The sequence below is a fragment of the Mesorhizobium sp. M1A.T.Ca.IN.004.03.1.1 genome (assembly GCF_003997555.1).
Classification (GTDB): Bacteria; Pseudomonadota; Alphaproteobacteria; order Rhizobiales; family Rhizobiaceae; genus Mesorhizobium.
Genome location: NZ_RZTV01001210.1, coordinates 1 through 230, shown reverse-complemented (window position 1 = coordinate 230; position 230 = coordinate 1). Strand labels below are relative to the sequence as shown.

1 protein-coding gene is annotated in these 230 nt (G+C 59.6%); it reads left to right on the top strand.

The genetic code is table 11. The features are described from left to right. A partial coding sequence (locus tag EOD29_RS35530) for a methyltransferase domain-containing protein (RefSeq protein WP_127248945.1) occupies positions 1-230 on the top strand: 230 nt, incomplete at both ends.

Genomic DNA, 230 nt, shown 5'->3' with positions numbered 1-230 from the left:
CGCGCCTTGTCGCACTCGACCACTCCGTGCGCAGTCTCGACTATGCCCGCAAGGTCGCCGCCGAGTTCGGCATGGACGGCATCGAGTACACCTATGGCGATGCATCACAGATGCTGCTTCGAGACAATCAATTCGATTTTGTAACCTGCCGGCATTCGCTACAGATTTTCGACCGCCCCGAGATGCTCCTGCGGGAGCTTTATCGCATCTGCAAGCCCGGCGGCCGTGTC